The sequence below is a fragment of the Aureimonas phyllosphaerae genome (assembly GCF_900113065.1).
In the GTDB taxonomy this organism is placed as follows: domain Bacteria; phylum Pseudomonadota; class Alphaproteobacteria; order Rhizobiales; family Rhizobiaceae; genus Aureimonas; species Aureimonas phyllosphaerae.
In genome coordinates, this window is sequence record NZ_FOOA01000003.1 from 323,581 (window position 1) to 346,153 (window position 22,573).

25 protein-coding genes are annotated in these 22,573 nt (G+C 66.7%); 11 read left to right on the forward strand and 14 right to left on the reverse strand.

The genetic code is table 11. From position 1 onward, the window contains the following. Window position 1: 1 nt before the first annotated feature. Window positions 2-2,980: an excinuclease ABC subunit UvrB gene (gene uvrB / locus BM175_RS06665; protein WP_090960985.1), complete on the forward strand. Its 2,979-nt coding sequence runs from the start codon at window positions 2-4 to the stop codon at window positions 2,978-2,980. A 21-nt stretch (window positions 2,981-3,001) separates the two neighbouring features. Here the strand turns inward: uvrB and BM175_RS06670 are convergent, their stop codons facing one another. From BM175_RS06670 to BM175_RS06695, 8 genes are all read right to left on the reverse strand, one after another. After that, window positions 3,002-3,946 carry a retron St85 family RNA-directed DNA polymerase gene (locus BM175_RS06670; RefSeq protein WP_090960987.1) on the reverse strand — a complete coding sequence of 315 codons (945 nt, stop codon included), beginning with the start codon at window positions 3,944-3,946 and terminating at the stop codon, window positions 3,002-3,004. Beyond that, window positions 3,947-4,891 (reverse strand): retron St85 family effector protein, encoded by a 945-nt coding sequence (locus BM175_RS22335; RefSeq protein ID WP_139224576.1) that lies wholly within the window; start codon window positions 4,889-4,891, stop codon window positions 3,947-3,949. It lies immediately after the preceding gene. Window positions 4,892-5,187: 296 nt separating this feature from the next. Beyond that, window positions 5,188-5,475, reverse strand: coding sequence for a hypothetical protein (locus tag BM175_RS06675; protein ID WP_090960990.1), 288 nt, complete (start codon window positions 5,473-5,475; stop codon window positions 5,188-5,190). 337 nt (window positions 5,476-5,812) lie between these two features. Beyond that, window positions 5,813-6,133 (reverse strand): hypothetical protein, encoded by a 321-nt coding sequence (locus BM175_RS06680; RefSeq protein WP_090960993.1) that lies wholly within the window; start codon window positions 6,131-6,133, stop codon window positions 5,813-5,815. 99 nt (window positions 6,134-6,232) lie between these two features. Beyond that, window positions 6,233-6,361 (reverse strand): hypothetical protein, encoded by a 129-nt coding sequence (locus tag BM175_RS23215; RefSeq protein WP_280141084.1) that lies wholly within the window; start codon window positions 6,359-6,361, stop codon window positions 6,233-6,235. A 668-nt stretch (window positions 6,362-7,029) separates the two neighbouring features. Further along, window positions 7,030-7,338, reverse strand: a complete 309-nt coding sequence (locus tag BM175_RS06685) for a hypothetical protein (protein ID WP_090960995.1) — start codon at window positions 7,336-7,338, stop codon at window positions 7,030-7,032. A gap of 169 nt (window positions 7,339-7,507) precedes the next feature. Continuing rightward, the gene (locus tag BM175_RS22650) at window positions 7,508-7,852 is read right to left on the reverse strand and encodes a hypothetical protein (protein WP_090960998.1); all 345 of its coding nucleotides are present in this window, start codon (window positions 7,850-7,852) and stop codon (window positions 7,508-7,510) included. 125 nt (window positions 7,853-7,977) lie between these two features. Further along, window positions 7,978-8,337 (reverse strand): hypothetical protein, encoded by a 360-nt coding sequence (locus tag BM175_RS06695; RefSeq protein ID WP_090961000.1) that lies wholly within the window; start codon window positions 8,335-8,337, stop codon window positions 7,978-7,980. A gap of 464 nt (window positions 8,338-8,801) precedes the next feature. Here BM175_RS06695 and BM175_RS06700 point away from each other — a divergent pair, with 464 nt between their 5' ends. Both BM175_RS06700 and BM175_RS06705 read left to right on the forward strand, forming a co-directional pair. Next, the gene (locus BM175_RS06700; RefSeq protein ID WP_055890128.1) at window positions 8,802-9,017 is read left to right on the forward strand and encodes a cold-shock protein; all 216 of its coding nucleotides are present in this window, start codon (window positions 8,802-8,804) and stop codon (window positions 9,015-9,017) included. Between the two features lie 178 nt (window positions 9,018-9,195). After that, entirely contained in the window at window positions 9,196-10,170 is a 975-nt protein-coding gene (locus BM175_RS06705) for a hypothetical protein (protein WP_090961003.1), read from the forward strand. A 4-nt stretch (window positions 10,171-10,174) separates the two neighbouring features. On the opposite strand, the gene BM175_RS06710 is transcribed toward BM175_RS06705, so the two are convergent. Continuing rightward, window positions 10,175-10,813: an MBL fold metallo-hydrolase gene (locus BM175_RS06710; RefSeq protein ID WP_090961006.1), complete on the reverse strand. Its 639-nt coding sequence runs from the start codon at window positions 10,811-10,813 to the stop codon at window positions 10,175-10,177. Between the two features lie 106 nt (window positions 10,814-10,919). Continuing rightward, window positions 10,920-11,810, reverse strand: coding sequence for a branched-chain amino acid aminotransferase (locus BM175_RS06715; protein ID WP_090961008.1), 891 nt, complete (start codon window positions 11,808-11,810; stop codon window positions 10,920-10,922). Window positions 11,811-12,077: 267 nt separating this feature from the next. On the opposite strand from BM175_RS06715, the gene BM175_RS06720 reads away from it, so the two are divergent. From BM175_RS06720 to BM175_RS06730, 3 genes are read left to right on the forward strand one after another with little or no spacing between them, the layout of a single operon-like run. Beyond that, a complete protein-coding gene (locus tag BM175_RS06720; RefSeq protein ID WP_090961011.1) occupies window positions 12,078-12,614 on the forward strand; it encodes a MarR family winged helix-turn-helix transcriptional regulator in 537 nt (178 codons plus the stop codon). A 1-nt stretch (window position 12,615) separates the two neighbouring features. Then, window positions 12,616-13,332, forward strand: coding sequence for a response regulator (locus tag BM175_RS06725; RefSeq protein WP_090961013.1), 717 nt, complete (start codon window positions 12,616-12,618; stop codon window positions 13,330-13,332). Beyond that, window positions 13,322-14,764 carry an ATP-binding protein gene (locus BM175_RS06730; RefSeq protein ID WP_090961015.1) on the forward strand — a complete coding sequence of 481 codons (1,443 nt, stop codon included), beginning with the start codon at window positions 13,322-13,324 and terminating at the stop codon, window positions 14,762-14,764. Before BM175_RS06725 ends, BM175_RS06730 begins: the two co-directional genes overlap by 11 nt. Before the next feature lie 178 nt (window positions 14,765-14,942). On the opposite strand, the gene BM175_RS06735 is transcribed toward BM175_RS06730, so the two are convergent. The 4 genes from BM175_RS06735 to BM175_RS06750 all read right to left on the reverse strand — a co-directional run bounded on the left by BM175_RS06735 (window position 14,943) and on the right by BM175_RS06750 (window position 17,222). Then, entirely contained in the window at window positions 14,943-15,305 is a 363-nt protein-coding gene (locus tag BM175_RS06735) for a tRNA-binding protein (protein WP_090961019.1), read from the reverse strand. A 3-nt stretch (window positions 15,306-15,308) separates the two neighbouring features. Further along, window positions 15,309-16,130 (reverse strand): pyrroline-5-carboxylate reductase, encoded by an 822-nt coding sequence (proC, locus tag BM175_RS06740; protein WP_090961021.1) that lies wholly within the window; start codon window positions 16,128-16,130, stop codon window positions 15,309-15,311. Beyond that, on the reverse strand, window positions 16,127-16,627 hold the full coding sequence (locus tag BM175_RS06745; RefSeq protein WP_090961022.1) for a type III secretion system chaperone family protein: 501 nt from the start codon (window positions 16,625-16,627) through the stop codon (window positions 16,127-16,129). The genes proC and BM175_RS06745 overlap by 4 nt, the downstream gene beginning before the upstream one ends. Before the next feature lie 322 nt (window positions 16,628-16,949). Beyond that, window positions 16,950-17,222 carry an accessory factor UbiK family protein gene (locus tag BM175_RS06750; protein WP_090961025.1) on the reverse strand — a complete coding sequence of 91 codons (273 nt, stop codon included), beginning with the start codon at window positions 17,220-17,222 and terminating at the stop codon, window positions 16,950-16,952. A 139-nt stretch (window positions 17,223-17,361) separates the two neighbouring features. Between BM175_RS06750 and lgt the strand changes: the two genes are divergently transcribed. The 5 genes from lgt (at window position 17,362) to BM175_RS06775 (ending at window position 22,437) form a co-directional block, all read left to right on the forward strand. Beyond that, the gene (lgt, locus tag BM175_RS06755) at window positions 17,362-18,231 is read left to right on the forward strand and encodes a prolipoprotein diacylglyceryl transferase (RefSeq protein ID WP_090961028.1); all 870 of its coding nucleotides are present in this window, start codon (window positions 17,362-17,364) and stop codon (window positions 18,229-18,231) included. Further along, a complete protein-coding gene (locus BM175_RS06760) occupies window positions 18,228-19,334 on the forward strand; it encodes a class I SAM-dependent methyltransferase (protein WP_244545904.1) in 1,107 nt (368 codons plus the stop codon). Before lgt ends, BM175_RS06760 begins: the two co-directional genes overlap by 4 nt. 54 nt (window positions 19,335-19,388) lie before the next feature. Further along, the gene (gene pgeF / locus BM175_RS06765; RefSeq protein ID WP_090961031.1) at window positions 19,389-20,195 is read left to right on the forward strand and encodes a peptidoglycan editing factor PgeF; all 807 of its coding nucleotides are present in this window, start codon (window positions 19,389-19,391) and stop codon (window positions 20,193-20,195) included. A gap of 13 nt (window positions 20,196-20,208) precedes the next feature. Continuing rightward, window positions 20,209-21,360, forward strand: a complete 1,152-nt coding sequence (locus BM175_RS06770; RefSeq protein ID WP_090961034.1) for a M24 family metallopeptidase — start codon at window positions 20,209-20,211, stop codon at window positions 21,358-21,360. Window positions 21,361-21,504: 144 nt separating this feature from the next. Further along, the gene (locus BM175_RS06775; RefSeq protein WP_090961036.1) at window positions 21,505-22,437 is read left to right on the forward strand and encodes a ribose-phosphate pyrophosphokinase; all 933 of its coding nucleotides are present in this window, start codon (window positions 21,505-21,507) and stop codon (window positions 22,435-22,437) included. The last annotated feature ends 136 nt before the right edge of the window (window positions 22,438-22,573 follow it).

Genomic DNA, 22,573 nt, shown 5'->3' on the forward strand with positions numbered 1-22,573 from the left:
CATGGCCGATCCCAAGAAGTCTTCCAAGCGCTCGCCGCTTCTCGATTATTCCGACGCCTCCGAGCGCCTGCATCCGGGTTTCGGTGAGGCGCCGCAGCCCGATCTCGACGGCACGCCGCTGACCGGCCCGCTGTCCGGCTGGGCGGACCAGATCGCGCAAAACCTCGAGGAGGAGGCCGAGCGCAAGGCCGCCGCGCCCGCGAAGAAGGCCAGGAAGCCCGCCGCCCCGGCGGACGCGCCGAAGTCGAAGCCCGGCAAGACCGCCAGGGGCACGTCGATGGGCGTCGCCAACTCGCCCGCCGAGCGCGCCCGCGCCGGCCTCAATCCCGTGTCCGGCATGAATGTCAGCCTCGAGGACGCGGCCGCGCTCCCCGAGAGCGGCGTCACCGCGACCGTCCAGGCGCTGCAGGACCTCATCACCTCCGGTAACCCGCTGTTCAAGAACGGCGAGCTCTGGATCCCGCACCGGCCCGAGCGCCCCTCGAAGTCCGAGGGCGGCCATGCGTTCCGCATCGCCTCGGAATACGAGCCGAAGGGCGACCAGCCGACCGCTATTCGTGATCTCGTGTCCGGCATCACCGAGCAGAACGACCAGACGCAGGTGCTTCTCGGCGTCACCGGCTCGGGCAAGACCTTCACGGTTGCCAACGTCATCGAGCGCACCCAGCGCCCGGCGTTGATCCTCGCGCCCAACAAGACGCTCGCGGCCCAGCTCTACGGCGAGTTCAAGAACTTCTTCCCCGACAACGCCGTCGAGTACTTCGTCTCCTACTACGACTACTATCAGCCGGAAGCCTACGTCCCACGCTCCGACACGTTCATCGAGAAGGAATCCTCGATCAACGAGCAGATCGACCGCATGCGCCACGCCGCGACGCGCGCGCTGCTCGAGCGCGACGACGTCATCATCGTGGCCTCGGTCTCCTGCATCTACGGTATCGGCTCGGTCGAGACCTACACCGCGATGACCTTCCAGATGTCGGTCGGCGACCGGCTCGACCAGCGTCAGCTCCTCGCCGACCTCGTCGCCCAGCAATACAAGCGCCGCGACATGGATTTCGTGCGCGGCAGTTTCCGCGTACGCGGCGACACGATCGAGATCTTCCCCGCCCACCTGGAGGACCGCGCCTGGCGCATCTCGCTCTTCGGCGACGAGATCGAGGCGATCCACGAGTTCGACCCGCTGACCGGCTCCAAGACCGACGACCTCAAGTCGGTGAAGATCTACGCCAACTCGCACTACGTCACGCCGCGCCCGACGCTGCAGCAGGCGGTGAAATCCATCAAGGCGGAGCTCGCCGGCCGCCTCGTCGAGCTGAACAAGGCCGGCCGCCTCCTCGAGGCGCAGCGGCTCGAGCAGCGCGTCACCTTCGACATCGAGATGATCGAGGCGACGGGCTCGTGCAACGGCATCGAGAACTACTCGCGCTACCTCACCGGCCGCCAGCCCGGCCACCCGCCGCCGACGCTCTTCGAATACCTGCCCGACAACGCCCTCGTCTTCATCGACGAGAGCCACGTCACCATCCCGCAGATCGGCGCGATGTACCGGGGCGACTTCCGCCGCAAGGCGACGCTGGCCGAATACGGCTTCCGCCTGCCCTCCTGCATGGACAACCGCCCGCTCCGCTTCGAGGAGTGGAACGCCATGCGCCCGCCCACCGTCGCGGTCTCGGCGACGCCCGGCAAGTGGGAGCTGGAGGAGGCCGGCGGCGTCTTCGCCGAGCAGGTCATCCGCCCGACCGGCCTCACCGATCCCCCGATCGACATCCGGCCCGCCAAATCCCAGGTCGACGATCTCCTCGGCGAGATCCGCGAGACCACCCAGCGCGGCTACCGCGTCCTCGTCACCGTGCTCACCAAGCGCATGGCCGAGGACCTCACCGAATATCTCCACGAGCAGGGCATCCGCGTGCGCTACATGCACTCGGACATCGACACGCTCGAGCGCATCGAGATCATCCGGGACCTGCGACTCGGCGCCTTCGACGTGCTCGTCGGCATCAACCTCCTGCGCGAGGGCCTCGACATCCCCGAGTGCGGCCTCGTCGCCATCCTCGACGCCGACAAGGAGGGTTTTCTCCGCTCCGAGACCTCGCTGATCCAGACGATCGGCCGCGCCGCGCGCAATGTCGACGGCAAGGTCATCCTCTACGCCGATCAGGTGACGGGCTCGATGGAGCGCGCCATCGCCGAGACCAACCGCCGCCGCGACAAGCAGGAGGCCTACAACCGCGAACACGGCATCACGCCGGAATCGGTGAAGGCCAAGATCGCCGACATTCTCGACAGCTACTACGAGAAGGACCACGTGCGCGTACCGACCGGCGCCCACGCGGCCGAGGGCGCGCTCGTCGGCAACAACCTCAAGAGCCATCTGGAGCATCTGGAAAAGGAGATGCGGCACGCCGCCGCCGATCTCGACTTCGAGACCGCCGCGCGCCTGCGCGACGAGATCAAGCGCCTCCAGGCGACGGAGCTTGCCGTCGCCGACGACCCGATGGCGCGCGACCTCGACGTCGACATGTTCTCCGAGGGCGGCGGCAGCGCCAAGTCGCGCGGCGGCCGCAAGAAGGGCGCGAACCACCAGAACCCGCGCTTCGGCCCCAACGGCGAGCCCCTCGCCGCCCGCATCAAGCCGCCCGCCGCGCGCGGCCACGCCGCCATCGGCGAGGTCCAGGGCCTGCGCTCCGACCGGGGTGACGGCGCCTCCTACTTCGCCAAGCCCTCGCTCGACGATATGGGCCCCGGCACCGACACGGCGACGCCCAACCGCACGCTCTTCCGCAAGAACACGCTGGACGAGATGACCGTCGGCCGCACGGAAAAGCCCCGCGCCTCAGGCCCCCTCCCCCCGAAGCCTGGCGACGACCTCAAGCCCATCCGCCGCGAGAAGATCGGGCTCGGGAGCTACGAGGACCCGGCTGACGAGAAGAAGCGCGGGAGAAGGAAGGCTAAGACTGGGCGGCCGGGACGGTAGCCGCAAAAGGCGTTGCCTTCATTAGCGTCGACGACTTGGAACCTTGAAAGACAGTATTCGGTCAACTACGTCGGAACCATATTTCTTACGCAACAACGTCACGAGATCGTCGTCGCACGAGATTGAGAACGCGATAAGCCCCTTTAGCATTCCGATGTCATGATCCGGAAGTATGCCGTACTTTGCCGAATTCATCATAGAATGTATTTTGCGCTTTCTGCCCCTTCCAATCGAGACCCCTCCCTCGCTGGTCAAATTTAATCCGGTAACTAGCTTTCGTTGACCTGGTCCGAACCGCCGAGATTTATCTTCATTTATTTCAATTTTTGGGTTTTTCGAATTCTTCACTGTCTCTCTTATGCCGCGCTCAACAAACAGTAACTCGTCAATGCCCTCCGACGAAACCGTGATATCGTCGGCATATCTTGTATATTTGACGCCTTTATCTTTGCAAATCCGCGCGATACGCTCATCAAAATCAAACATTACGATATTCGAAAGCATAGGCGATGACGGCGCACCGATAGATAGGCATAGCGGCATGTTCACCCCCTTTCCCCAGAATAAGCATTGACTGAGCGTTCTCTTATCGGCTTTTGAGAGATCTTTGTTGGCTAGTTTAATTCTTACAAACAAGTCATTCGGTGTTATAGAGTGGAAAAAGTCTTTAAAATCAATTTTTAGTATGTAACGGCTTCCAGCGTGCACTCTTGCATTATGCGATATTCCACGACCCAGTCTGTAGGCGTATGCAGCATTGTGGACAGGAAAGGATGCCAAGTAATTTTCACAAATCCAGCGCTGAATAATTTTCAACTCTCGCGAGGGTTGCGCAATTATTCGATAGTCACCGGATTTTTTGGCGATTGAGAAAGACTTGTAACGCACAGGTGCGGAGTTTTCGATACGAGCAAACTCGCTCAAGCCGATGCCTGTTGCAATACAGATCTCATCTCGCAGTGACATTCAGGCCTCCTGACGCGCTTTAAGCGCTTCTGACCGAACGTGCTTTGGTGCCCGAAGATGGGAGATTAAGGCACTTGTGACTTCCGCCTTCGCCCTTACACTATCACGACTCCCACTCGCGGCGGTAAATGCATAGGAAAACGGATCTACGTCAGTTTTCGCGAAAACGTAACGGTCGGGGCCGTAAGTGTGAAACTCTATCCATCCAGCGAGCTCCATACAATACAACTTGTTATCGATGTCAGAATGAGACATCCCAGCCATTAGTTCTGGTACAATTCTTTTCAGATCAGAAGTTTTAATTGTGAGGCTGAGATATATTATCCAGAGGATTATAAAGAATGGCTCCGATCTCCCTGAATTTTTCGCCAAGATCGAAGACGGCCGCGCGGCCAGCCAACTCTTAATCATCCCCACTATTGGGCTATAGTGCGGAATAATGGACGCCTTTACTAAGACGCCTTTACTATTAATCTTCCAAGGATAGGCGGCCATATGACTTGCGTTCTGGCGCATCAACCGCTCGACTGGACCATAGCGAATGAAGGAATTAGCGTCTGCGTGCTCCGTTGTCATGATGACCCGGAGAGCCTCTCTGATCCCGTCCGTTGAGGCGAACGCGCCGAGCTCCGCAAGCGAGCCCGCACTTTCTGCAATAAGAAGTACTATTGAAGAGATGTAAGCAATATCTTCTTCAAACGAAATGAGATCTGGATAAGTCGTGTCGCGATATAATTGGTTAGCCCTCTCGGCTAAAACTAGAGTTACTCCTAATCTCCTCTCCAGTTTCCTGTCTCTGACAAGATAATCCCTGAGACTAGGCGCGGGCGAATGCGACAAACTTCTGAAAGCACCGCCACAAAAAAAGATGAAAGGTTGCGGATGTACGTACCGCAACCTTCCTTTATCGATACTTGCGTAGAGCGCCAATAACTCAGCAAGCAAGCCCTTCACCTCAGAAAAGGTATGAAGAAGACCGGGAGTTTATCGCTCGCAAGGCGACGAGGAACGAAGGTGACGAGAGATAAACTCCCGGTCTTCTTCATACCGATAAACCTCCACAATACCATTCTGTCTGGCTGATCGCCCGACAGGGCTCCTGATTCCAGGACACCTTAGACGCGTAAAGAGCCCAATCAGGATAGGGTTATGGACAACGACTGTCAATTATAACCGCTTCTAGCGCGCCTACTGCAGCGCACGTGGTCTCACGGTACAAGTTGCAGTTTCCGTTTTCTGATCTACCATCGATCCCGGCGCCGCTCTTCCCTCTCCCACCGCCGCCTCTCCTCCCGCTCCCAGCGCCGCTCCGCGCGCTGGCGGCGCTCGTAGCGCTCCTGGCGGCGGATCTCGCCGGGGCTGTAGAAGCCGCGCTCGCGGTTGATCTGGATCTGCGCGTCCACGCGGTCCTGCAGCCGCTGCTCGGCCGCGTTGCGCGGCGGGCCGGACGGCAGCACGAGGTCCTGCGCGGCGACCGGCAGGGCGGTCAGCGTCAGCGCCAAGGCGGAGAGAATAAGGGTCGTCTTCATCGCTGGTGTTTCCTTTGGGGTGTCGTCGTCTCGGGGAAGAGGACGCTCCGACGCCTGAACGGTTCCTGAAGGCGTCGGATCGGGGTCGCGGGCGGCGGCGCAGTCGCCGGGGATCACTCGGGATCCTGCCCGGCGCGGGGGATGCTGGAGGCAAACGCCGCGTGGCCCATGGGTGACGCGCACGTATCCTGCCCCTTCGCTCGCGCCCTGCGAACGCTCTCCCGAACACATCGGCCGTCGAGCGCCGCGGCGTCCGGCAACAACAAAGGGGCGCGGAAGCCGTTCCGCTCCCGCGCCCCTCGCTCGGTTCCGTCAGGCCGCGGCCGCGGCCCGCCGCTTACCAGCGGTGACCATTCCGCGCGGCGCGGTGGATGTTGCGGTTGGCGCGGTCCTGCATGCGCTCGATCTTGCGGGCCGAGCGCGGGTCCACATAACCGTTGTTGTAGTAGCGCGCCCGGCGCTCGACGCGCTCGATGCGGTGCTGCTGGCGGGCGAGGCGGCGCGCCTCGCGCGGCGTGATGCGGCCTGTGTGCAGCCCGCGCTCGATGCGGTCGTGCTGGCGATACTGGCGCACGTCCGACCGGTAGGTCTGCGCCATCGCCGGCATCGAGGTAGCGACGAGAATGCCCGAAAGGGCGAGGATCACGGTCTTCTTCATCGGATCAACTCCGTCCGTTGAATGGATGGCCCAGTAAGCCTCCAGCCACCTGAACGGTTCCTGAACCTGATCGTCATCCTGCCTTCAGATCGTCGGCCGTCAGCGCGGCATGCCGTTGTCGCGCGTCGCCTTCTCGCGCCAGCTGTCGTTCGGCGTGATCGGCTTGTTGATCTCCGCGCAGCCGGCGAGAAGGGCGAGCGCGGTGAGGAGCATGAGGATACGGGACAAGGGCAAGGGGCCTTTTCATGTCGCAGCCGCTGCGGCCGGCCGGGGCGGGCGGCGGGGTGCGGGGTGGACCGGCGGACCCTTGGCGCCGCCCGCCGAGACGCGGCTCGCCGGACGATCGCCGGCCGCGCCGGAAGGCCCCGCCTATAGCGTCCGCGCGGGGGCATGGCGAGGCGCCTCTCCCCGTTTTCTCCTCAGCCCCGCCGTCCGGCCCTAACCTTCCACCCATCGCCGCCCCATCGAACAGGCGCGAATGATCACCGGGATCGTTCGGAGGGGCTGGCGGGCGGTGTCCGCGACACGCCCCCTGCCGGTGGGGACCGTGGCCCGGACGGTTCTGGCAAGTCCGGTTCAGCCTCCAATACGAGAGGCGCTCGGAAAGCCGCAAACCCGAGACAGCCCCGAAGGCCGCTGCGTCAGAGGCAGTCGGCAGCAAGGGCCGAGGCGCGCGGCAACCGGAGAAGCTCCATGGCGGGGTCTCGCACACCCTGCCGAACCGCAAACACCGCGCGGGTCGCCGGAGGCGGACCACTTTTGTTTTCTACCCACGGAGGTTCGCCTCCGGCGGCCCGTCGCCTGTTCCCCGAACGGCGACCGACAGGAAGCCCACACGAAAAAGCCCGGCCACCGAGGTGGCGCGGGCCGCTTTCGCGCGTCCGGTGTTTGGATGCTTATTCCGGCTCCTGCCCCGGCACGAGCCCGCCCGACGGCGTCGATGCCTCGACCGAGGGCGTCCGCCCGTTCACCAGCGGCACCGACGAGGCCTTGCCCGTCGCATCCCCCAGACCGAACGCGGCCGGATAGCCGTAATTGTCCGTCTGCAGCACCACGCGCCCGTCCGGCAGCACGACCTCGCGCACCACCTGTTCGCGCTCGCGCGGCGACAGGATCGTGCCCGTCTCGCGCGGATCGTTGGCGAGCGCCGGAAACGCGGCGATCAGGAGCGCCAATCCGGCGCTGGCGTAGAGGCATTCCTTCATCGTCGTCCACCCTGGCTAAGGCGCCGGGCTCGCTAGGAACCGCGCGGCGCCGATTGTGTCGTTGGGGTGGCAACGGTCGGCCAAAGCCTTGAGTTCCCTCGGAAAAGCGCAAGAAAAAGGCCCGCCGGAGCGGGCCTCGATCACATCGCCGTGCGGTCTCGTCGGGCGGTCAGCCGCCACTCGCCGAGGTGCCGCCGAGCGGGATGCCGATGCCGCTGCGACCGCCTTCTGGGATCGCCCCCGGCACGCGCGTCAAAGCGTTGCCCGCCGAGCCCGACGCGTCCGGCGTCATGTTGCCATAGGCGCCGACGCCGTTCTGCAGGCCGCCCGCGCCGCGCGGGCCGCGGTCGCCGCCCGCCGAGCCAATGTCCATGCCGACGCCCGGCAGCCCTTCCGCCGGCTGCGACACCGAGCGGGTCTGGCGGAAGTCGTCCGTCGCCATCGACGACTGCGCCGCGGCGGGCGCGGCCAGGCCGGCGGCAAGAAGGAGGGCGGAAGCGATCGGCCGGAACATGGGACAGGTCCTTCGAATGAGTCTGCTGCAACAATGCCACGATTGGGGCCTTCGTTCCCACGAAAAACGCCGCCCCGCGGCAAGGCGGGGCAGCGTCAGCAAACCTCAAGCGTGGTCTGCCGGGATCAGTCCGGCGTCTGCCCCGGTACGATGCCGCCCGACGGGGTCGAGCTGCTGGCCGCCGCGCCCGCGGCCGGGTCCATGCCCTGCGTCGGCGTGCCGTTGGCGGTCGGCGCTTCCGGCGTCGTCGAGCTGGTGGACGTATCGTCCGTGCCCATCGCCGCGCCGCCCGTCGGGGCCGCCGTGTTACCGGTGCGCGCCGCGTCGCCCATCGCGTCCGCGCCGCCCGTCGTCGTGGTGCCGGTCGCGCCCGCGGGCGGCATCATCGTCGTTCCGCCCGACGTCGAGGCGCCGTCGGTGGACTGGGCGAGCGCCGGGGCGGCGAGGAAGGCCAGGGCGGCCGTGGCGGTCAGGATCCGCTTCATGAGTGTTCTCCCTATCGTTGGTCCCCGTCAGGGGGTTCGGGAGAAGAAGCGCCGCCGGCCACGATCGTTCCGATGGTTTTCGTGACCCGGCCAAGGGTCGGCCCCGGCCGAAAACGGGGCGGCGCGGCGTTCGCGGCGAGGCGAAATCGAGGCGCTGACCATTTGGTCAGTCTAACGATCTATCTCCACTTGGCCGTCTTAAAGCAGACCAAATGGACACGCGCGGGCGACAGGAACGGTACGGACGAAACTTTCGCTTGCAAAGTCAAGCGAGTGCTTGCACACTTTTCTTGTTCGGGCAATTTCGCGAACTCGGGTGATGGACGAATTGCGTATCGGGGGCGCATCCCTCGAGTGGGCCGTGAAAGCGGGCCGCGATGTATCTGTTCCTTTTCCTCGCATCAAGACTTGCCTGCAAACCCCGTAAGGGGACCATACATAGCCCAAGGAAAAGGGTATACGACATGTCTCAGACCGGCACGGTCAAGTTCTTCAACACCGAGAAGGGCTTTGGTTTCATCAAGCCCGACAATGGTGGCGCCGACATCTTCGTCCACATCTCCGCGGTTCAGGCTTCCGGCCTGCCGGGTCTGGTCGAGAACCAGAAGGTCTCCTACGAGACCGAGCCGGACAAGCGCGGCAAGGGCCCCAAGGCCGTGAACCTCGAGGCGGCCGACTAAGTCTGCCCTTCCGCCGCCGGGTCCGTCCGGCTGCCCTCCCCCATCCTGAAACGGCCCGCCGAGCCCCCGGCGGGCCGTTTTGCGTATTAACCCCGTTTTAACTCTTCCCGCCCGCCGGTTTGACTTGGTGTCCCCTGCACACAATCCTTAATCAAGGATTAACGAGGCAGGACGACAGATGAAGCGGATTCTCCAGGTGCTTGCCGCCGCCCTTGCCGTCGGGACCCCGCAGGCGGCATCGGCATTCGACGGCGGACTGACGCTCGATCGCTACCCGACGGTGGCACGCGGCGGCGCCGACACGTCGGTCTCGGCCGCCGGTCGGGATCACGGCCGCTACGAAGGCGCCTATCGCAGCGGCCGGTACGGCGGCCACGACGGGCGCTCCTATCGCAGTGACCACAACGATGGTTACTACCAGCGCTCCTATCGCGGCGACCACCATGACGGGCGATATAGGAAGGCCGGCTCGTTCCATCACGCTGACGACACTGCCGCGCGACGGATCGAACCCCGCTGGAATGAGGGCCGCCGCTACCGCTCGAACGGCTCCTTCGTCGATGTGCGAGCCTATGGCGGTGCGGTCGATCCCGGTAGCTTCTACGGCACCTCGGGGCCGGTCGGGTCCTCGTTCATCACCGTCGGCCTGCCCTCCGACGATTGGTGCCCGCCGTCCTTCTACTACGGCGGCCTTAGCGGCGGCCCGAAGATCCTCAACGTCGAAGAGGACCGGCTGGACCGGCAACCCTACGGCAAGGACGGCCTTGCGGTGTCGCATGTCGGAACCGCCAAGATCATCCGCATCGGGCCGGATTTTCGCGCGGGACGCGAGCGGAACATGGCGGCGGAGCGCGACGACACCACGCCGACGCCCTTCGCGGAGCTCTCGCCGGAGGAGCGCGCCGTCACCGTGTTCCCCGATCCCGACGTCGTCGAGCGACCCGTCGATCCGCCGGCCACGCGCCGCGCCGACGCCCGCACGGCCGCGACGACGTCCGAGCCGGAAGACGCACCGGCGGCGGGCGCGACGTTCGAGCCCTGGACGGCCGAATGGCTGCGCGACTGCGTGGCGCGCCATCCGAACTTCGATTCCTCGCTCGGAACCTATACCAACGAGGCGGGCCAGCGGCGCTTCTGCACCGGCGAGCCCTGAGCGGTCAGCGCAGGAAGGGATTGGTGCGGCGCTCGACGCCGATCCGGCTGCCGGGCCCGTGGCCGCAGATGAAGCCGACCTCGTCGCCGAGCGGCAGGATCTTGTCGCGGATGGTGGCGAGGAGCTGCGCGTGGTCGCCGCCCGGAAGGTCGGTCCGACCGATCGAGCCGGCGAAGAGAACGTCGCCCGCGTGGAGGAACCGGGCCTCGCGCTGGAAGAAGACGACATGGCCGGGCGCGTGGCCCGGCGCATGGATGACCTCGAAACGGTGGGGCCCGAGCGTCAGCACATCGCCGTCCTCCAGCCAGCGGTCCGGCGTGCAGTTGCGGAACGTCCCCGGCAGGCCGAACATCCGCGCCTGATCCTCCAGCCGCCCGAGCAGCATCTCGTCCGCGCGATGCGGCCCGACGATCTCGACGCCGAGCGCGCCCTTCAAGTCCATGGCGCCGCCGGCGTGGTCGATATGGCCATGGGTGATCCAGATGGCCTCCACGGTCACGCCGAGCCGTTTCACCGCCGTCTCGATCCGCTCGACGTCGCCGCCGGGGTCCACCACCACAGCCGCCTTCTCCCCGGCGTCGTAGAGGATGCAACAGTTCTGCTGGAACGGGGTGACGGGAACGATCTCGGCGGCAAGGCTCATGAGGCGAATCCTGTGGCGGCGGGTCGGGGGATGATGAGCCGCGACCTCGAAAAGAAAAGGGCCCGCCCTGCGGCGAGCCCTTGCGGTGGTCAAAGGATCGGACCGGCTATTCGGCCGCCAGACGCTTCGGCTGAACCTCGGCGGCGTAGTCTTCCACCAGACGACGGGTGACGTCGCCCGGCGTGAAGCGATACGGGCCGATCTCGGCCACCGGCGTCACCTCGGCAGCCGTGCCGCACAGGAAGCACTCGGTGAAGCCTTCCAGTTCCTCCGGCATGATGGCGCGAACCTGCACCTCGTAACCGCGACGCTTGGCGAGATCGATCACCGTGCGGCGCGTGATGCCGTCGAGGAAGCAGTCCGGATCGGGCGTATGGATCACGCCGTCCTGGACGAAGAAGACGTTGGCGCCGGTCGCCTCCGCGACGCGTCCGCGCCAGTCGAGCATCAGCGCGTCGGCATAGCCCTTGGCCTCGGCCGCGTGCTTGGAGATCGTGCAGATCATGTAGAGGCCGGCGGCCTTGGCGCGCGACGGGGCGGTCTTCGGATCGGGCCGGCGGTACTCGGCGAGATCGAGCCGGATGCCCTTCATCCGCTGCTCGGGGTCGAAATAGCTCGGCCACTGCCAGATCGCGATGGCGAGGTTGATCGTGTTCTTCTGGGCCGAGACGCCCATCGATTCCGAGCCGCGCCAAGCGATCGGCCGGACATAGGCGTCACGGAAACCCTGGCGGCGCAGGAGCTCGCTGCAGGCATCGTCGATCGCCTGGGCGCTGTAGGGGATTTCGAAGCCGAGGATGCGTCCCGACTCGATCAGGCGTTCGGTGTGCTCGCGCAGCTTGAAGATCTCGCCGCCATAGGCGCGCTCGCCCTCGAAGACGGCGCTGGCATAGTGCAGGCCGTGCGTCAGCACGTGGACCTTGGCATCCTTCCAGGGCACGAATTCGCCGTTGTACCAGATCTGGCCGTCGAGTTGGTCGAAGGGAACGCTGCTCATCTTGGGGATCGCGCCGAAGGCGCCCTTTCCTGTCTCGTTCGTGCATCGACCCGGCGATGCGTCGACCCTCCCGACCGCCCGGGCGCGGTGGCATGACCGTCGGTCCCCGGAAGGGTGCGGCGCTCATGGGATGAAATTGCGGCAGGCCTCGCGCCGGCCCCGATCCGGGGCATTCGAAAGGCCATTCGACAGGCGATCGCTGTTTGCGAGCGCTTGCGCGGGTGTAACAATGGGCGGTAGATACGTCAACAGTACTGACCTATTTCGATGGACCAGCCCTTGGCCGATGCCCCTGCCCCGGACGCCACGATCGTCGAGGACGCGCTGCCCACGCGCGGCGAACTCGACTTCCGGCTGATCGAGCTGTTCTTCTTCGCCTACCGCGAATTCACGGGCGACGCCGACTCGATCCTCGAGCGCTATGGGTTCGGGCGCGCACATCATCGTATCCTGCACTTCGTGAACCGCGACCCCGGCATGACCATCGCCGAGATTCTGGACCTTCTGGAGATCACCAAGCAATCCCTCTCGCGCGTTTTGCGCCAGCTGATCGACGACGGCTTCATCGCGCAGGTCCAGGGAACCGACGACCGGCGGCAGCGCCGCCTCTATCCGACGCAGAAAGGCCGCGATCTGACGCTCGAACTCTCCCGCGCGCAGGGCCGGCGGATCGACGCCGCCTTTCGCGCCGCCGCTCTGGACGATCCGGGCCTCGTGAACGACTTTCTCCTGGAGATGGGCGCCGATCGGAAGGCGACACGGGACTGGTTCGCGCGTAAGGGCATCGGAAGGGAGAACCGCTGACATGACGCTCGCCGAGGATCATGCGACCGACGAATCGATGGACGATGCCCCGCATCTCCTGATCATCGACGACGACCGCCGCATCCGCAGCCTCCTGTCGCGCTTCCTGTCGGAGCGCCGCTTCCGCGTGTCGGTCGCCTCCGACGCCGCCGAGGCCCGTCGCATTCTTCAGGGCCTCGAGTTCGATCTGATGATCGTCGACGTGATGATGCCGGGCGAAAGCGGGCTCGACCTCGTGCGCTCCGTCTCGCCCCATCGCGACATCCCGATCCTGATGCTGACCGCCCGCTCGGAAACCGACGACCGCATCCTCGGCCTCGAGGCGGGGGCCGATGACTATCTCGCCAAGCCCTTCGATCCGCGCGAGCTTCTTCTGCGCATCAACAACATCCTGAAGCGCGGCGGCACGACGCCGGTGCAGAAGGTCGAGCACGTGCGCTTCGGGCCATTCTCGTTCTCGTTGTCGCGCAAGGAGCTGCGACGCGGTGCCGACGTGATCCGCCTGACCGAGCGCGAGCAGGAGATCATGACGCAATTCGCCCAGAAGGCGGGCGACACCATACCGCGCCAGGATCTCCTCACCAACGACACCGAGGTCGGCGAGCGGACGGTGGACGTGCAGATCAATCGGCTGCGCCGCAAGATCGAGAGCGATCCTGCCAATCCCCTCTGGCTTCAGACGGTGCGCGGCATCGGTTACCGTCTGAATGTCGATTGAACGCGTCATCGACGCCTCGGTGATCGCCGAGGCGGGCAGCGAGACCGGAGCGAAGCGGCCGCCGCCGCGTCGGGGCTGGGGCGCGGCGCTACGCGGCCTGTCGCGCCAGCTCCGGCGCTTCGTCTCGCGCCGCACGCCCAAGGGCCTCTACGCCCGATCGCTGATCATCATCATCGCGCCGATGGTGCTGCTCCAGTCGGTGGTCGCCTTCGTCTTCATGGAGCGCCACTGGCAGACGGTGACGCAGCGTCTCTCGGCCTCGGTGGTGCAGGACATCTCGGCCGTGATCGACATGATCCAGACCTATCCCGACCCAGCGGGCGAGTATGCCGAGATGACGCGGATCGCGCGCGAGCGCCTGGCGCTCAACGTCCTGGTCCTGCCGCCCGAGCCCCTGCCCGCCCCGGCGCCCAAGCCCTTCTTCAACATTCTCGACGGCATCCTGTCGGAGGAAATCACCCGGCAGATCAATCGGCCTTTCTGGATCGACACGCTCGGCGAGTCGCGGATCGTCGAGATCCGCATCCAGCTGCCGGACCACATGCTGCGCATCTTCGCGCCGCGCAATTCGGCCTACGCCTCCAACAGCCACATCTTCCTTCTCTGGATGGTCGGCACGTCGCTGGTGCTGATCCTGATCGCGATCCTGTTCCTGCGAAACCAGATCCGCCCGATCCAGAAGCTCGCACAGGCGGCCGAGGGCTTCGGTCGTGGACAGCCGATGCCGCCCGATTTTCGCGTGCGCGGCGCATCGGAGGTGCGGCGTGCCTCGCTCGCCTTCATCCAGATGCGCGACCGCATCGAACGCCAGATCGAGCAGCGCACGCAGATGCTGAACGGCGTCAGCCACGACCTGCGCACGGTCCTGACCCGCTTCCGCCTGCAGCTCGCGCTTCTCGAAGAGAACGAGGATCGGCAGGAGCTCGAGCAGGACGTCGACGAGATGGGTCGGATGCTGGAAGGCTATCTCGCCTTCGCCAAGGGCGAGGGCGGCGAGGAGGTCGGCGAGCTCGACCTCGAGCGCGTCTTCGCCCGTTTTGAGAGCGAGGCGTCCCTGAAAGGACGGAGCCTCGAGACCGATCTCGTCGGCGATCCGCGCATCTCGGTGCGGCCCGACGCCTTCGTGCGCTGCCTCGGCAATCTCGTCGCCAACGCGCTGCGCCACGGCAACGCAGTCCGGCTCAGCGCTCGGCACGACGACCGCTGGCTGTCGGTCTCCGTGGAAGACGATGGTCCCGGCATCGAGCCGACGCAGCGCGAGGACGTCTTCAAGCCGTTCGTTCGGCTGGACGAGGCCCGCAACATCGATGCGGGCGGCACGGGCCTCGGCCTTGCGATCGCGCGCGATGTCGCGCGCAGTCATGGCGGCGACATCCTCCTGTCGGAATCCTCGCTCGGCGGGCTGAAGGCGCTGGTCCGAATTCCGGCCTAGAGCGTCCTCCATCCTGACGGGATGGTTGTCGCGGAGGTGATTTCGTTTCGTGGCAAGGCGCGCGAAGGAAGCGGAGCCGTCGCATCGATGGGCAACGTCGGCACGGGGCGAAAGTGCTTCGCCGCGCAGCGGGCGTCCGATGGACGATGACGACCGTTCGATCCGCTTGGAACGCGCTCTAGTAGAGGCGCCCGCCGTTCGGCACCTCGTAGCTCAGCGCCGCGAGCACCACGTTGCCGGCTTCGTCGGGGAAGCCGAGCGTCAGGACCTCCGAGCGCATCGGTCCGATCTGGCGCGGCGGGAAGTTGACCACCGCCATCACCTGCCGCCCGACCAGTTCGTCCAGCGAGTGGCGCACGGTGATCTGCGCCGACGACTTCTTCTGGCCGATCTCCGGCCCGAAATCGATGACGAGGCGGAAGGCGGGCTTGCGCGCTTCCGGGAACGGCTCGGCCGAGACGATCGTCCCGACGCGAATGTCGACCTTCATGAAGTCGTCGAAGGTGATCTGCGGCGCGACGCCTGCGGTCTCGGCACTCATCGTTCAGCCCTTGGACAGTTCGATCGCACGGTCGCGCGCGGCGGCAACGGCCTTGGTCATCAGAGGCTGGAGGCCGTCCTCCCCCATCAGGACGCCGAGCGCCGCCTCGGTCGTGCCCTTGGGCGAGGTGACGTTGCGGCGCAGCTGCGCGGGCGGATCGTCGGATCGGATCATCAGCTCGCCTGCGCCCGCCACGGTATGGCGCGCGAGGCGCATCGCGAGATCAGGGTCGAGGCCAGCCTTCACACCCGCTTCGGCCAGCGCTTCGGCCAGGAGGAAGACATAGGCCGGGCCGCTGCCGGACACGGCCGTCACGCGGTCGATGTCGTCTTCGCTTCGAACCCATTCCACCGGGCCGCTCGCCTGCAAGAGATCGTTCGCCATCGCCTTCTGGCCCGGCGTCACCCGCTCGTTGGCGTAGGCGCCCGTGATGCCGCGCCCGATCAGGGCGGGGGTGTTCGGCATCGCGCGCACCACCGGCCGCGCGCCCAACTGCTCTTCGATGAAGGCGATGGTACGCCCCGCCGCGACCGAAATCACGAGCGTCTCGCGCTTCAGGCTCGCGCGCAGCGGCGCGACCGCTTCGGCCAGCACCTGCGGCTTGACCGCGAGGATCACGACGTCCTGCGGCTCGTCCGGGGCGCTCGCTGCATGGCGCACGCCCTGGTCGAAGAGGGCGCCGAGCGCCGGTGATGGATTGGGATCGAGGATGGTGACCGAGGCGGGGTCGAGCCCGCCCGCGATCCAGCCGCGCAGCATCGCGCCGCCCATGTTGCCGCCGCCCAGAAGCAGAAGCCGGCCGACCGGCGCGATGCCCGCGCTCATGCGTTGCCGACCGTGTCGAACACGACGCAGGCCAGCGCCTCGTCGGCGGACTTCTCCGCCCAGACCACGAACTGGAAGGCCTGATAGTAGCGCTCGCACGCTTCCAGCGCCGCCGACAGGAGGCGCTCGGCCTGCTGGCTCGTCGGCTGCACGCCGCCGGACAGGAGGATCGCGTGACGGAACATCACCGCGCCTTCGGCCGCCCAGAGATCGAAATGGCCGACCAGCATCCCCTCGTTGATGCGCGAGAGGAGCCGCAGCACCTCGACCTGTCGCCGGGCCGGGACCTTGAGGGTGAACGCGCAGCCGAGATGCAGCGCCTCGGAGGCCTCCATCCAGGAGAACGAGACGGAATAGTCGGTCCAGGCGCCCTGCACCGAGACCGCGATCTCGTCGTCGCAGGGGCGTTCGAAGGACCAGTCATGACGCGAGGCGACGGTCTCGATCACATCCACCGGATGGGAGAGTCGCCTGACGTCGAGTTCGCCGAGTTGCATGTCGTTTGATCCCCGTGCCGCATCGGACGCGGGACCGCCGAGATGCCGCACGCACCCCGTCGTCAAGGGTCGAATTCCTCGTAAGACCCTGGCTTCCGCGCCTCCCGGAAAACCGCCGCCGTGGCGAATCACCGTTGATTTCAGTGTATCGACGCGGACTCGCGATTCCAGAGGCGGAAACGGTATTTTAAGGTTCGTCGGGAGCGGGTCGGAACCCGCGGCCCGACTCCGAGGCGTTAAGGGATTCAGCGCTCACGCTTTTCCGATTCCATGGGGCCGCGGCAGGCTCGTGACAAACCTGTGCACGGCCTGTGGAAAAGCGTCAGGGCGCGGTCGTGGAGGCCCCAGACAAACGGGCCTCGAGGTCGGCGACGCGCTTTTTCAGAGCTTCGTTCTCGACGCGTGCCCGCGTCGCCATCTCGCGGACGGCCTCGAACTCCTCGCGCTGGACGAGGTCCATCGAATTGATGAAGCGCTCGCCCTGGGAGCGGAACACCGTCTCCATCTCGCGGCGCACGCCCTGCGCCGCGCCAGCCGCGTCGGTCATCATGCGGGCGAACTCGTCGAGCATGCGGTTGGGGCCTCGGTCGTTCATCGGTTCGCTCCTTGAAAGCGGCTAGCGCACCCTCGGACGTAGGCGCTCGCCCCCGCCTTGGCAATGGAGCGGCTTGACCCCGCCGCCTGCCCGGCGCACATCCCCGCCCGACGCGCCGAGCCCCGAGGAGCCCTCCGCCATGACAGCCTCCGCCGTTCTCGGCGTCCTCACCTATCCCCAGATCGACCCGGTCTTCCTGCAGATCGGACCGATCGCGCTGCGCTGGTACGGGCTCGCCTACGTCGCCGGCATCCTGTGCGGCTGGCTCTACGGGCGCCATCTCGTCGGCACGTCGCGGCTCTGGCCGAACGGCGTCTCGCCGATCACCAAGACCGACATCGACGACTTCATCGTCTGGATCACGATCGGCATCGTGGCGGGCGGGCGCTTCGGCTCCATCCTGTTCTATGACTTCGACCGCGTCGCCGCCGACCCGCTCTCGGCCTTCCGCATCTGGGAGGGCGGAATGTCGTTCCACGGGGGGCTGATCGGTGTGACGATCGCGATGATCCTGTTCTGCCGCTCGCACAAGGTGCCGCTGTTCAGCCTGATCGACGTCGTCGCGGCCTCGGTGCCCTTCGGCCTGTTCTTCGGCCGCATCGCCAACTTCATCAACGGCGAGCTCTGGGGCGCGCCGACCTCCGTGCCCTGGGCGATGGTGTTCCCGCATGCAGGCCCCGAGCCGCGCCACCCGAGCCAGCTCTACGAGGCGGCGCTGGAGGGCATCGTCCTCTTCCTGATCCTGCGCGTCCTGACCCATCGCTTCGGTGCGCTCGGGCGTCCGCGCCTCGTCGGCGGGGTCTTCATCCTGCTCTACGGCTGCGCGCGCATCTTCGTCGAGTTCTTCCGCATGCCCGACGTGCAGCTCGGCTATCTCCTCGGCACCGGCTGGCTGACCATGGGCATGGTGCTGTCGCTGCCGATGCTCCTCGTCGGGCTCTGGGCGATCGCGACCGCCAAGCCCCGCGCCTACGAGCCCCGCCCTGCCGAGACCACGGCCGCGGCGTGAGCGATCTCGCTTCGCGCATCCGCGCCGAGATCGAGGCGTCGGGCCCGATGCGGCTCGACCGGTTCTGGAACCTCTGCCTCTTCGATCCGACCGACGGCTATTATACGAGCCGCGACCCGATCGGCGCGAGCGGCGACTTCACCACCGCGCCCGAGATCAGCCAGATGTTCGGCGAGCTTCTGGCCGCCTGGGCCTTCGCAGCTTGGGACGGACTCGGCCGCCCCCCCGCCTTCACCTTTGCGGAAGCGGGGCCGGGACGCGGCACGCTCATCGCCGACATGCTGCGCACCCTGCGCCAGCTCGACCCGGCCTTTCTCAAGGCGGCGCGCATCCGGCTGGTCGAGGTCAGTGACCGCCTCGCCGGCATTCAGGCCGAGCGCCTCGCGCGCTTCGACCTGCCCGTCCGGCGCGTCCGGCAGATCGAGGAGCTCGACGGCGACGGGCCGCTTCTCCTCGTCGCCAACGAACTTCTCGATGCGCTCGCCATCCGCCAGTTCGTGTTCCGCGGCGGCGCGTGGCACGAGCGGCTAGTGGACGCCGCCGCCGGCGGTTTCGCCTTCGCCGACGGCCCTGCGACGACACTCGTGCCCGCGGCCCTCGCCCGCCTGCCGCAACCCGCCGAGGGAGCGGTGTTCGAGGTCTCGCCTGAGCGCGACGCCCTGTGCGCTGCCCTCGCCCGCCGGCTCGCGCAAGAGGGCGGCGCCGCGCTCTTGATCGACTACGGCCACGCCCGAACCGGGTTCGGCGACACGCTACAGGCGCTTCGCCGCCACGAGACGGCGGGGGCGCTCGATGCGCCCGGCACGGCCGACATCACGAGCCATGTCGATTTCGAGCAAGTCGCGCGTGCCATGGCGGGGGCGGCGCCGACGCTCCGCTTCGGCCTTGCGGCGCATGGCGACTTCCTTCTGTCGCTGGGGCTGCCCGAGCGGGCGGGACGGCTCGGCGCCCATGCCGACGAGGCCGGCCGTGCGGCGATCACGGCCGCCGTCCACCGCCTCGCCGGCCGGGCCCAGGGCGAAATGGGAACGCTGTTCAAAGTGTTCGGCGCGGCTTCCGCCCCGCTGCCGCTGCCGCCCTTCGTGCAACCGCGCGTCGATTGACTTCGACCACCCCCTCCCCCACGAATGAGGGTCCATAACGGACAGCCGCATTCCATGCTCGATCATCGCCTTTCCGCCGCTTCGCACCTTCGCGCGCGCGACACCGTCCAGGACCCGCGCTTCGGCTCCGACGCACGGCTCGCCCACGCCTTCTTCACGCGGGCCGGCGGCGTCTCGACCGGCATCTATCGCGGCCTCAACGCCGGGATCGGCTCGCACGACGAAGCCGAGGCGGTGCACGAGAACCGCCGGCGCGCCGTGCACTTCCTCGGGCTCGAAGGTGCGCAGCTGGCGACGCCCTGGCAGACGCATTCGCCGGATGCCGTCGTCGCGACCGAGCCGTTCGGCGGCGAGCGCCCGAAGGCGGACGCGGTGGTGACAGCGACGCGGGGTCTCGCGGTCGGCGTCGTGACGGCCGATTGCGGGCCGATCCTCTTTGCCGACCCGCGCGGCGGCGTCGTTGCGGCGGCCCATGCCGGCTGGCGAGGGGCCGCCGGCGGCGTCCTCGAGCGCACGGTCGAGACCATGGAGGGTCTCGGCGCGCGGCGCGACCGGATCGAGGCGGTGCTCGGGCCCTGCATCACGCAGGCCAACTACGAGGTCGGCGCCGACATGGCCGAAACCTTCCTGCGCGAGGATGCCGCCAACGAGCGCTTCTTCGCGGCCGGTGCGACGCCGGAGAAGCGCCAGTTCGACCTGCCCGCCTTCATCCTCGCCCGCCTCGAGCGCATCGGCGTCGCGGCCCGCTTCGTCGGACGCTGCACCTATGCCGAGGAGGACGCGTTCTTTTCCTTCCGGCGTACCACCCATCGCGGGGAGACCGACTACGGTCGGCAGCTCTCTGCCATCGCCCTCGCCTGAACGAAAGCGCTTCATGCTCCATTTCACGCCCGACGAATTCGAGCGCCGCCGCGCGCGCCTGTCCGCCGAGATGGCCGAGCGCAAGCTCGATGCCGTGATGCTCTTCGCGCAGGACTCGATGTTCTGGCTGACGGGCTACGATACGTTCGGCTTCTGCTTCTTCCAGTGCCTCGTCGTGAAGGCGGACGGCGAGATGCGCCTCCTCACGCGCTCGGCGGACCTGCGCCAGGCGCGCGCCACCTCGAACATCGAGACGGTCGTCGTCTGGCGCGATCGCGGCGGCGCCAACCCGGCGATCGAGCTGCGCGACATGATGGACGATATGGGGCTGCTCGGCGCCCGCGTCGGCGTCGAGTGGTCGACGCACGGTCTGACGGCGGCGAACGGCAAGCTCGTCGAGGAAAAGCTCGGCTCCTTCGCCGCGCTCACCGACGCGTCCGACCTCGTGCCCGCGCTGCGCGTCATCAAGAGCGAGGCCGAGATCGCCTATGCAAGGGAGGCCGCGCGGCTCGGCGACGAGGCGTTCGAGGCGATGTGGCCGCTGGTGCGCGAGGGGGCCGACGAGGGCGTCCTCCTCCATGCACTGCAGGGCGACATCCTCCTGAAGGGCGGCGACTACCCCGCCAATCCGTTCATCCTCGGCTCCGGCGAGGATGCGCTCCTCTGCCGTTACAAGTCCGGCCGCCGCAACCTGTCGGCGCAGGACCAGCTGACGATCGAGTGGTCCGGCGTGAAGGCGCAGTACCACGCCCCTCTGATGCGCACCGTGATCGTCGGCCGCCCGCTGATACGCCACGAGGAACTGTTCGCGGCCGGCGCCGAGGCGTTGAAGGCCGTCGAGGGGGCCATGCGCCCCGGGCAGACCTTCGGCGACGTGTTCGACGCCCATGCCCGCGTGATGGAGGCCCACGACCTCGCCCGCCATCGCCTCGCCGCCTGCGGCTACTCGGTCGGTGCTCGTTTCGCGCCGTCCTGGATGGACCCGCAGATGTTCGTCTCGGGCAATGCCGAGCCGATCCGGCCGAACATGACGCTGTTCGCGCACATGATCATCATGGACTCCGACAGCGGCGCCGCGATGTGCCTCGGGCAGACCTACCTCACCACCGAGGGCGCGCCCGAGTGCCTGTCGCGCCTGCCGATCGAGCTGAAGGCGACCGGCTGATCGAGGCGAGGACTTAACCGCGCCGCGGTCTTTCCCGCGGTGCAACCTTGAATCTTTCCACCAGCTTGCTAAGAGCCCGCCCATGCGACCGGCCCCTCCCTTCCGAGGTCCGGCGTGCCCCGTAGACGGATAAAGCGGTCAGCGATGAAACTCTTTGTCGGCAACTCCAACCGCACTCTGGCCGAAGGGATCGGGCGCTACCTGGAACTGCCGCTCGGCGCCGCATCGGTGCGCCGCTTCGCCGATCAGGAGATCTTCGTCGAGATTCAGGAGAACGTTCGCGGCGAGGACTGCTTCGTCATCCAGTCGACGTCGTACCCCGCGAACGACCATCTGATGGAGCTTCTGATCATCATGGACGCGCTGCGCCGGGCCTCCGCCCGCCGCATCACCGCGGTCCTCCCCTATTTCGGCTATGCCCGCCAGGACCGGAAGGCCGGCGGCCGCACGCCGATCTCGGCCAAGCTCGTCGCCAACCTCATCACCCATGCCGGCGCCGACCGCGTGATGACGATGGATCTTCATGCCGGGCAGATCCAGGGCTTCTTCGACATCCCGACCGACAACCTTTTCGCGGTGCCGCTGCTGGCGCGCGACATCAAGGAGCACCTCGAGACCGACCGCGTGATGGTGGTCTCGCCGGATGTGGGCGGCGTGGTGCGCGCCCGCTCGCTCGCCAAGCGCCTCGACGCGCCGCTCGCCATCGTCGACAAGCGCCGCGAGAAGCCGGGCGAGTCCGAGGTGATGAACATCATCGGCGACGTGAAGGACCGGCACTGCATCCTGATCGACGACATCATCGATTCCGGCGGCACCTTGTGCAACGCGGCCGACGCGCTGATGGCGGCAGGCGCTAAGGGCGTGCGTGCCTACATTACCCACGGCGTCCTGTCGGGTGGCGCGGTCGCGCGCATCGCCGCCTCCTCGATCGAGGAACTCGTGATCACCGATTCGATCGAGCCGACCAAGGCGATCCGCGAGGCGCGCAACATCCGCGTCATCAGCACTGCGACGCTGCTCGGCGAGGCGATCTCGCGCACCACCACCGAGCAGTCGGTCTCCTCGCTCTTCGACTGAGCCGAGGCCGGCGCTCGCCTTGCACCTCGAGCCGATCGCCGCTATAGCCAACCCGCCCGCGCGGACACCCTTGGAGGCAGCGCGGGCGTGAAGCGGCCTCACGGCCGCTTTTCGTCGTTCCGGGCGTCCTCGCGCC

What these genes read in the sequence shown, in the direction of transcription:
- BM175_RS06700 (WP_055890128.1), top strand. Translation starts at nt 8,802, where the DNA reads ATGTCTCAGACCGGCACGGTCAAGTTCTTCAACACCGAGAAGGGCTTT.
- BM175_RS06670 (WP_090960987.1), bottom strand. Translation starts at nt 3,946, where the DNA reads ATGTCACTGCGAGATGAGATCTGTATTGCAACAGGCATCGGCTTGAGC.
- BM175_RS06675 (WP_090960990.1), bottom strand. Translation starts at nt 5,475, where the DNA reads ATGAAGACGACCCTTATTCTCTCCGCCTTGGCGCTGACGCTGACCGCC.
- BM175_RS06710 (WP_090961006.1), bottom strand. Translation starts at nt 10,813, where the DNA reads ATGAGCCTTGCCGCCGAGATCGTTCCCGTCACCCCGTTCCAGCAGAAC.
- BM175_RS06735 (WP_090961019.1), bottom strand. Translation starts at nt 15,305, where the DNA reads ATGAGTGCCGAGACCGCAGGCGTCGCGCCGCAGATCACCTTCGACGAC.
- BM175_RS06770 (WP_090961034.1), top strand. Translation starts at nt 20,209, where the DNA reads ATGCTCCATTTCACGCCCGACGAATTCGAGCGCCGCCGCGCGCGCCTG.
- BM175_RS06750 (WP_090961025.1), bottom strand. Translation starts at nt 17,222, where the DNA reads ATGAACGACCGAGGCCCCAACCGCATGCTCGACGAGTTCGCCCGCATG.
- BM175_RS06775 (WP_090961036.1), top strand. Translation starts at nt 21,505, where the DNA reads ATGAAACTCTTTGTCGGCAACTCCAACCGCACTCTGGCCGAAGGGATC.
- BM175_RS06730 (WP_090961015.1), top strand. Translation starts at nt 13,322, where the DNA reads ATGTCGATTGAACGCGTCATCGACGCCTCGGTGATCGCCGAGGCGGGC.
- BM175_RS06685 (WP_090960995.1), bottom strand. Translation starts at nt 7,338, where the DNA reads ATGAAGGAATGCCTCTACGCCAGCGCCGGATTGGCGCTCCTGATCGCC.
- BM175_RS06725 (WP_090961013.1), top strand. Translation starts at nt 12,616, where the DNA reads ATGACGCTCGCCGAGGATCATGCGACCGACGAATCGATGGACGATGCC.
- pgeF (WP_090961031.1), top strand. Translation starts at nt 19,389, where the DNA reads ATGCTCGATCATCGCCTTTCCGCCGCTTCGCACCTTCGCGCGCGCGAC.
- BM175_RS06680 (WP_090960993.1), bottom strand. Translation starts at nt 6,133, where the DNA reads ATGAAGAAGACCGTGATCCTCGCCCTTTCGGGCATTCTCGTCGCTACC.
- BM175_RS06720 (WP_090961011.1), top strand. Translation starts at nt 12,078, where the DNA reads ATGGACCAGCCCTTGGCCGATGCCCCTGCCCCGGACGCCACGATCGTC.
- BM175_RS22650 (WP_090960998.1), bottom strand. Translation starts at nt 7,852, where the DNA reads ATGTTCCGGCCGATCGCTTCCGCCCTCCTTCTTGCCGCCGGCCTGGCC.
- uvrB (WP_090960985.1), top strand. Translation starts at nt 2, where the DNA reads ATGGCCGATCCCAAGAAGTCTTCCAAGCGCTCGCCGCTTCTCGATTAT.
- BM175_RS06705 (WP_090961003.1), top strand. Translation starts at nt 9,196, where the DNA reads ATGAAGCGGATTCTCCAGGTGCTTGCCGCCGCCCTTGCCGTCGGGACC.
- BM175_RS06715 (WP_090961008.1), bottom strand. Translation starts at nt 11,810, where the DNA reads ATGAGCAGCGTTCCCTTCGACCAACTCGACGGCCAGATCTGGTACAAC.
- BM175_RS06695 (WP_090961000.1), bottom strand. Translation starts at nt 8,337, where the DNA reads ATGAAGCGGATCCTGACCGCCACGGCCGCCCTGGCCTTCCTCGCCGCC.
- BM175_RS06745 (WP_090961022.1), bottom strand. Translation starts at nt 16,627, where the DNA reads ATGCAACTCGGCGAACTCGACGTCAGGCGACTCTCCCATCCGGTGGAT.
- proC (WP_090961021.1), bottom strand. Translation starts at nt 16,130, where the DNA reads ATGAGCGCGGGCATCGCGCCGGTCGGCCGGCTTCTGCTTCTGGGCGGC.
- lgt (WP_090961028.1), top strand. Translation starts at nt 17,362, where the DNA reads ATGACAGCCTCCGCCGTTCTCGGCGTCCTCACCTATCCCCAGATCGAC.